Below are 8,103 nucleotides of genomic sequence, written 5' to 3'. Positions count from 1 at the left end.
CCGCTACCCCTGCTCCTGGGGGCCGGCCTGGTGATCTCGGTGGCCACCACCGGCGCCGTCTACGTGGTCGTCCGGTGGGACCTGGACCTGCCGGCGCGTGTCGGGGTGCTGGCGGTGGCGTACAACGCGCTGGTGGTCGTCGCCAAGTTCGGCCTCGCTCCGTGGGGGCTGTACGAGCTGAGCCAGCGGACAACGCTCGAGTCGTTCTTCCCCATCGAGCGGGTGGACGGCGCGGTGCTGACCGCGGCGACGATCCTGGCGCTGTACGCAGGTGCGTACATCCTGATCTACCTGCGGGCACGTCGCCGGGTGGAGAAGGATCTTCTGCGACACCGGACGCAGCGGTTGACGCGGCGCCAGAAGACGATCCTGATCGCCGCCGTGATCCTCGGAGCCACCGGTTCCGGTGTCGGGGTGGCGCTTCTCATCCCCGTCCTGGCTGGGGGCAGCTACCTCGGGTGGGTGTTCTCCTCAGCAGCGTCCCTCGCCGTCGCGGTGGTGTTGGCTGGCGCGACGGCACTGGCTGTGGGCGCCATGGGGTCAGCCGCCGACCGGGCGCGTGTGGTCGGCGACGCTGCCGTCCTCGTCAGCTTCTTCTGGCTCGGTCTGTACGTGCTGGTGCTCTACCACGTGCTGTGGGTCGTCTACGTGCTCGTCCTCACCGCTCTGTGGCCGCTGAAGGTGGTGATCCCGAAGTGATCGCCCGGTACGCGCGACTGTCCCTCGACATGCTCCGCTACCGCGTCGCGGCGATGATCTGGACCTTCCTACTGCTGGGGGCGGCGTCGTTCGACGGGCTGGCGTCCCTCGATGCGCGGTACGCGTGGGCGGCGTTGGCCCTGGCCGGGACCTACGTCGCCGCCACGACCGTCAACGACATCGCCGACCGCGACATCGACCTCGTCAACCACCCACGCGACCGTGGCAGGCCCCTGGTCACCGGCGCAGCCACGGTCGGCGACCTGGTGGCGGTCCACGCCGTCGGAGCGACGGTGGCGCTGCTGTCGGCAGCTGTCGTGGGTCGCGCCGCGTCGGCCATCGTGGTGGCGTCCCTGCTGGTCGGTTACGTGTACTCGATCGGTCCGATCCGCTTGTCCTACCGGACCTACCTGGCGCCGCTGGCCCTCGCCGTCGCCTACGTGGTGATGCCCTTCTCTCTCGGGCTGGTCGTGGCGGGCGCCGACGGGATCCGTGGCGACGAGGCGCTCCTCGCCGCGGCCCTGTACGCGTTGTTCCTCGCCCGGATCACCCTCAAGGACTTCCGCGACCGGGAGGGCGACGCCCGGTACGGCAAACCCACGTTGCTGCTGCGTTTCGGGAAGTCCGCGACGTGCGTCGTCAGCTTCACGGCGCTGGTGGCCGGCAACGTGATGCTGGTCCTGGCGCTCCGCCCCGCGCTGCTGCTGGGCATCGTCCTCGAGGGTTTCGTCGCCGCGATCGCGGCGATGCTGCACACGTTGTGGCGCGCCGGCGATGCCCGCTCCGAGCAGGTCGCGATCGGCCTGGGAGCGCAGCTGGGCAACGGCTTGCTACTGCTGGTGCTGGGGTGGCTGGCGCTGGGCGGACGGGGCGCGACCGACGCGGAACGCGGCCTCTTCGCCGCCACGATCACGGTCCTCTTCGCCAGCAACTGGCTGGTGTTGAGGTCACGACCGGACGAGGCCGTGATCGGCTACAAGGGTTGACGGTCGCCCTACGGTCGCGAGCTCACCGCAACGAGTCGAGGTACTCAGCGATCTTGCGGGCGTCTGCCTCCGACACGCCCAAGTCCGGCATGTCGGTGCTGGGATCGTGTCGCAGCGGGTCAACGATCCAACGGGTCGTGTTGTCGATGGTGTTGGGCATGTCACGCTGACCGGCGACCCACACCCGCCAGTGGTACTTGGTCAGCGGCGGTCCGACGAGGCCGTTGGCGCCCCGCACACCGGGGATGGCGTGACACGTGCCGCAGCCGTGCTGGGTGATCAGCTCACGGCCCTGCTGCACCGTCTCATCCTCGGCGCGGACAGCCTCGCAGCTGGCGAGCACGCCGCCCAGCAGCGCAACGCCAGCCACCACCCGGATCAGTGCTCCCCGCATAGCCACCTCGCGGTTCGACGAGTCCCTCACGTCCGTCGTGGCCCGCAACCCGACGAGCATCGCGCCTCGGCTCGCCGTGGGTCACATCCTGCGGATCACGTCGGACAGTCGACCACCCTGCCACCGTCCGCGCCACATCGCCACGTCTGAAGGGTCGCGACGGCACCTGCTCGGTTCGTCCGCTAGTCGGTTCCTGTGGCAGGCAACTGCACTAGCGTTCGCGCGCGTACGTTTCCGAGGCAGACGAGGCGACCGGACAGCGATGCTGATCTCACCGGAACGGATCGACGCCGTCATCTTCGACATGGATGGCGTCGTGACCGAGTCCACGGGCCTGCACATCGCCGCGTGGAAACGCACGTTCGACGCGCACCTACGCGAGGTCGCCGAGCGGCGCGGAGAGCCCTTCGAGCCGTTCACGGACGAGGACTACCTGCGCGACGTCGACGGCAAGCCCCGCTACGACGGTGTCGCCAGTTTCCTGGAGTCGCGCAACATCCAGCTGCCGTACGGCGACCCGGACGATCCGCCCGAGCGCGAGACCGTGTGCGGGATCGGCAACCGCAAGAACCGGGTGTTCCTCGACCTGCTCGAAGAACACGGCGCGGAGCGCTACGACTCCACCGTCGAGCTGATCCGTGAGCTGCAACGGGCAGGGGTGCGTGCCGCCGTCATCTCATCGAGCCGCAACGCCACGCAGGTGCTGGACTCGGCGGGCGTCCGTGAGCTGTTCGAGGTGCAAGTCGACGGGACCGACGCGATGCAGCTGGGCCTGGCCGGCAAACCCGACCCCGCGATCTTCTTGGAGGCTGCTCGACGCCTAGGCGTCGAACCCGGTCGGGCCGCCGTGGTGGAGGACGCTCAGGCCGGCGTGGAGGCGGGGCGCCGGGGCGGTTTCGCCCTGGTGATCGGGGTCAACCGTGGTGACCAACGGGCGGAACTGAAGGCGCACGGAGCCGACGTGGTAGTGGACGACCTGCAGGAGGTGGGCGTGGTGCGAGACGACGACGAGCGGGTGGCGATCGGCGAGCTACCTCTGGCAGTCGACCGCCCACAAGACGTGGAGGCGGCGCTCGAGGGCCGCGAACCGGCGGTGTTCCTCGACTACGACGGGACGCTCACGCCGATCGTGGAGGAACCCGCGAACGCCACGTTGCAGGAAGAGACCCGGGCGGCGATCCGGCGGCTGGCGCGCCGCTGCTTCGTCGCGGTGGTCAGTGGCCGCGACCTGGACGATGTTCGGGACATGGTCGGGTTGGACGAGCTGCACTACGCGGGCAGCCACGGGTTCGAGACCCTGACCCCCCACGGTGAGCGCCACCAGCACGGGCGCGAGTTCCTCCCAGCGCTGGACGCCGCCGAGCAGGATCTGCGCGGGCGTCTGAGCGGCATCGACGGCGCGGTCGTCGAGCGCAAGGGTTTCGCGGTCGCGGTGCACTACCGGCAGGTGTCCGACGAGGGCGTGGAAGAGGTCGAGGCGGCGGTGGACGCGGTCGTCACCGACCAGCCGCAGCTGCGCAAGACCGGAGGCAAGCGCATCTTCGAGCTGCGACCGGACATGGACTGGGACAAGGGCCGTGCTCTGCGGTGGCTGCTGGAGGAACTCGACCTCGACCGCGACGACGTCGTCCCGTTGTACGTCGGCGACGACGTCACCGACGAGGACGCCTTCCGGGAGCTCCGCGACGGCGGCCTGGCTCTGGTGGTCCGCGGCGAGGACGACCAGCGCCCGACCGCGGCGGACTACGCGTTGCGCGATCCCGAGGAGGTGCGCACCTTCCTGCAGCAGCTCGCCGACCGGCTGGAGGACACCCAGTGAGCCGGTGGAGCCTCGTCTACGACCAGTTCGACCCGGGCAGGGAACCAACGCGGGAGGCGTTGTGCACGCTGGGGAACGGATACTTCGCCACCCGCGGCGCGGCGCCCGAGGCGCGGGCGGACGAGGTGCACTACCCGGGGACCTACGCCGCCGGGATCTACAACCGGCTGACGTCCGACGTGGCTGGCCGCACCATCGAGAACGAGAGCATCGTCAACCAGCCCAACTGGCTGTCGGTCACCTTCCGCATCGATGACGGGAACTGGTTCGACCTGCGCGACGTCGAGGTCCTGTCGTTCCGCCAGGAGCTCGACATGCGCCGCGCGGTCCTCGTACGCACCGTCAAGTTCCGCGACGACGCTGGCCGCGAGACGACCCTGTCGCAGCGCCGGCTGGTGCACATGGACGACCAGCATCTGGCAGCGCTCGAGTCGACGTTCGTGCCCGGCAACTGGTCGGGGACGCTGACCGTGCGCTCGGGCCTCGACGGCCGCGTCCGGAACACCGGAGTGGAGCGCTACCGGCAGCTCGCCGACCGCCACCTCGACGTCGTCGCGATGGACCAGGTCGGCGACGACATCGTGGAACTGCTGGTCCAGACCAACCAGTCGCGCATCTACGTCGCAGAAGCGGCACGCAACCGGATGTGGTCCCCGGACGGGGCGCTGGCGGCCGACCGGCAGGTGGTGACAGAACCCGACGGCTACATCGGTCACGACCTGACGGTCGACGTACGCCCGGGCCAGGAGGTCACCCTCGACAAGGTCGTGGCGCTGTTCACCTCCCGCGACCGTGCCATCTCCGAACCGGCCCTGGAAGCGCGCAAGTGGGTACAGCGCGCCGGCGACTTCGAGTCACTGCTCGACCCCCACGTGCTCGCGTGGGACCACCTGTGGGACCGGTTCGCCATCGCGATGGACAACGGCGAGGAACCCGCCCAGCGCATCCTGCACCTGCACGTGTTCCACCTGCTGCAGACGGCGTCACCGCACATCATCGACCTCGATGTGGGCGCCCCCGCACGTGGCCTGCACGGCGAGGCCTACCGCGGGCACATCTTCTGGGACGAGCTGTTCGTGTTCCCGTTCATCAGCCTGCGCCTGCCGGCACTGACCCGGGCGCTCCTGCAGTACCGGCACCGGCGCCTGCCGGAGGCACGTTGGTCGGCGAAGCGCGCCGGGTACGACGGCGCGATGTTCCCCTGGACGAGCGGGAGCAACGGCCGGGAGGAAGCCCAACGCCTGCACCTGAACCCTCGCTCGGGACGATGGGTGCCCGACCCCACCCGCCTGCAGCGGCACATCAACATCGCGGTGGCCTACAACGCGTGGCAGTACTGGGAGGTCACGGGGGACCTCGAGTTCCTGCGCTTCTACGGCGCTGAGCTGATCATCGAGATCGCGCGCCTGCTCGCCAGCCTGGCGACCTACAACCGGGGGCTCGACCGCTTCGAGATCCGTGGCGTGATGGGCCCCGACGAGTTCCACGAGGGCTACCCCGACCGCGACGAGCCGGGTATCGACAACAACGCCTACACCAACGTTATGACGGTGTGGGTGCTGCTGCGCGCCATGGAGCTGTTGGAGATCCTCGCCCCGCCGGACGAATCGGAGATGCGCGAGAACCTCGGTCTGAGACGGGAGGAGGTCGACCACTGGGAGGAGATCTCGCGGAAGATGAAGATCCCCTTCCACGGCGACGGCATCATCAGCCAGTTCGAAGGCTACGAGAAGTTGGAGGAGTTCGACCGCGAGGACTACCTGGAGCGATACGGCGACATCCAGCGCGTGGACCGCATACTCGAGGCCGAGGGCGACACCGCCAACCGCTACCGGGTCTCGAAGCAAGCCGACGTGCTGATGCTGTTCTTCCTGCTGTCGGAACAGAACCTGCGCGAGCTCTTCGATCGGCTGGACTATCCCTTCGACGATGATCTGATCAGTCGGAACGTCGAGTACTACCTGCGACGCACGACGCACGGCTCAACCCTCAGCCGCGTGGTGCACTCGTGGGTCCTCGCCCGCCGCGACCGGGCGCGATCGTGGGATCTCTTCCTGGAGGCGCTCGACAGCGACATCTCTGATATCCAGGGAGGCACAACTGCCGAGGGCATCCACCTCGGGGCGATGGCGGGGACGGTCGACCTGGCCCAGCGGGCGTACGGCGGGTTCGTGACGCGCGAGGACGCGTTGTGGTTCGACCCGGCGCTGCCCAAGGAGCTGTCGCGGCTGGCGTTCACGCTGCACTACCGCGGTCACCGCCTGGAGGTCACGATCACGCCCGAGCGACTGCGGGTCGCCAGCCGCCAGACCGGCGCGCCGGCCATCCCCATCGGGATCAACGGTGAGCTCCACGACTTGGAGGCCGGCACTGTCCTGCAGTTCGACCTGTAGCGGTGGACCGGTCGTGCCGCGGCGGCCATGATGTGGCCATGGCACCCGACTGCCCTCGCTGCGGCGCGACAACCGACTACGTGCGCGCCCGGTTCGAGATCCCCGTCCCCACCGGTCGTGTGCTCGCCGACGAGGTCCCGGCGCTGCGCTGCAACGAGTGCGGGTTCACCGTCCCCGCGGAGCACGTCCGGCCACAGCTGGAAGCGGTCATCGAACTGGCGCAGGACGTCGAAGGCGCCACGGTCCGCAAGGACTTCACCGCCGTGCCACTCCGGCAGGACGAGTCGAGCGCGTGACGCGACGAGATCGCGGCCGTGGACCCGTTGTTCACGATCGCCGAGACGGTCAGGCCACCGGCGCGCCCGCGCGTAGGCAAGGGTTGCTGACCGGCGTCCGGGTGGTGGATCTGTCCCGGGTCCTGGCCGGTCCGTTCGCCGCACAGGTCCTGGCCGAGATGGGTGCGGACGTGATCAAGGTCGAGCACCCCCGCGGTGACGCAGCTCGGGGGATCGGCCCGTACGTCGACGGACGATCGCTGTACTTCTCGGCGCTCAACACCGGGAAGCGGGGCGTGGTGCTGGACCTCGCAGACTCATCGGGCCGGGCAGCGCTGGACGCGTTGCTGGCGACCGCGGACATCGTGGTGGAGAACTTCCGTCCCGACGCGGCGCGAGACCTCGGCTGCGATCCCGGCACCCTGCACCAGGCCCACCCCCAGCTGACCGTGGTCACCGTCTCGGGCTACGCGCGCGACTCCGAGCGTGCGTCGTCCCCGGCGCTCGATCTGACCGTCCAGGCGGAGAGCGGGATCATGTCCGTCACCGGTGAACCCGGCAGACCACCGGTGCGTGCCGGCGTGCCCGTCGGTGACCTGGCGACCGGTCTGTGGGCTGCGCTCGGCGCGACCGCCGGGTACGCGGCTCGACTCCGCGACGGTCGCGGGCGACACGTCGAGGTACCGCTCCTGGATGCGGCGATGACGCTGCTGTCCTACGTCGCGACGGCCGCTGCCGTAACCGGCGACGAACCGCCGCGGGTGGGTTCCGGGCACCACTCGGTCGTCCCGTACGGGGCGTACCCCACAGCGGACGGATGGATCACCGTGGCCGTCATCGGCGACAAGTTCTGGCCGCTGCTGTGTCGAGCGCTCGACCTGGACAGCGTCGCCAGCCGCGACGACCTGCGCAGCAACGAGCAGCGGGCTGCCGCACGTCAGCAGGTCGACGAAGCGGTCGCACGCCAGCTCGCGACCCTGACCAGGGACGAGGCCCTCAGCCGCCTGCAAGCGGTCGGCGTGCCGAGCGCACCGGTCAACACCGTCCTCGCAGCGCTGGACGCCCCCTACGTCCGCGACCGCGGGATCGTGGCCGACGTCGCGATGGACGGCGCGCCGTACCGGGTCGTGCGGGGGCCGTTGCGCGCCGGCGGAACGCCGCGACCGGCTCCGGACCTCGGTGAGCACACCGGCGAGGTCATGGCCGAGGTCCTCGGCGAAGGCTCGACGCTCCTCGCCGATCTGCTCGCGCGGGCCCCCCGACGCTGAGGGCGGGCCTCGACGACGCCGAGTGCGGTCTGACTGCTTCCCACGGCTTGCGCCCGCCGTCGCTCGCTTCGGACGTGCGGCTGACCGGCCATCGCGCAGGCGTACAGCGCGAACGAACGATCAGCGCAGCTGTGACGACAACTCGTCCCAGCTGACGTGAACGGCGTCGGGGACGGCGTCGGCGGTGACGTCGACCTTCTTCGGGTCGCCGTCGACGAAGATGATCGGGGCGTCGCTGCGACTTCGAACGTGTATGGCGACGTCAGGAC

The 8,103-nt window shown here is 69.7% G+C and carries 7 protein-coding genes; 6 read left to right on the top strand and 1 reads right to left on the bottom strand.

Annotated elements, in window-relative coordinates:
* Both M3N57_11840 and M3N57_11835 read left to right on the top strand, forming a co-directional pair.
* Nucleotides 1–699 (top strand): hypothetical protein (locus M3N57_11840; protein ID MDP9023360.1); only part of this gene is annotated, 699 nt, incomplete at its 5' end.
* Nucleotides 696–1,685 carry a UbiA family prenyltransferase gene (locus tag M3N57_11835; GenBank protein ID MDP9023359.1) on the top strand — a complete coding sequence of 330 codons (990 nt, stop codon included), beginning with the start codon at nt 696–698 and terminating at the stop codon, nt 1,683–1,685. The genes M3N57_11840 and M3N57_11835, both read left to right, overlap by 4 nt.
* A gap of 22 nt (nt 1,686–1,707) precedes the next feature.
* Here M3N57_11835 and M3N57_11830 read toward each other — a convergent pair whose 3' ends face one another.
* Nucleotides 1,708–2,079 carry a c-type cytochrome gene (locus M3N57_11830; GenBank protein MDP9023358.1) on the bottom strand — a complete coding sequence of 124 codons (372 nt, stop codon included), beginning with the start codon at nt 2,077–2,079 and terminating at the stop codon, nt 1,708–1,710.
* Nucleotides 2,080–2,341: 262 nt separating this feature from the next.
* Between M3N57_11830 and otsB the strand changes: the two genes are divergently transcribed.
* From otsB to M3N57_11810, 4 genes are all read left to right on the top strand, one after another.
* Nucleotides 2,342–3,898: a trehalose-phosphatase gene (gene otsB / locus M3N57_11825; GenBank protein ID MDP9023357.1), complete on the top strand. Its 1,557-nt coding sequence runs from the start codon at nt 2,342–2,344 to the stop codon at nt 3,896–3,898.
* Nucleotides 3,895–6,291, top strand: a complete 2,397-nt coding sequence (locus tag M3N57_11820; protein ID MDP9023356.1) for a glycoside hydrolase family 65 protein — start codon at nt 3,895–3,897, stop codon at nt 6,289–6,291. Before otsB ends, M3N57_11820 begins: the two co-directional genes overlap by 4 nt.
* A 38-nt stretch (nt 6,292–6,329) precedes the next feature.
* Entirely contained in the window at nt 6,330–6,587 is a 258-nt protein-coding gene (locus tag M3N57_11815) for a hypothetical protein (GenBank protein ID MDP9023355.1), read from the top strand.
* Between the two features lie 101 nt (nt 6,588–6,688).
* On the top strand, nt 6,689–7,834 hold the full coding sequence (locus M3N57_11810; GenBank protein ID MDP9023354.1) for a CoA transferase: 1,146 nt from the start codon (nt 6,689–6,691) through the stop codon (nt 7,832–7,834).
* The last annotated feature ends 269 nt before the right edge of the window (nt 7,835–8,103 follow it).

The organism is Actinomycetota bacterium (genome assembly GCA_030776725.1).
Classification (GTDB): Bacteria; Actinomycetota; Nitriliruptoria; order Nitriliruptorales; family JAHWKO01; genus JAHWKW01.
This window is presented reverse-complemented; position numbering and strand designations above follow the sequence as displayed.

Bases quoted from the DNA above. Each gene is read 5' to 3' on its own strand.
- M3N57_11815 (MDP9023355.1), top strand. From the start codon at position 6,330: ATGGCACCCGACTGCCCTCGCTGCGGCGCGACAACCGACTACGTGCGC.
- M3N57_11830 (MDP9023358.1), bottom strand. From the start codon at position 2,079: ATGCGGGGAGCACTGATCCGGGTGGTGGCTGGCGTTGCGCTGCTGGGC.
- otsB (MDP9023357.1), top strand. From the start codon at position 2,342: ATGCTGATCTCACCGGAACGGATCGACGCCGTCATCTTCGACATGGAT.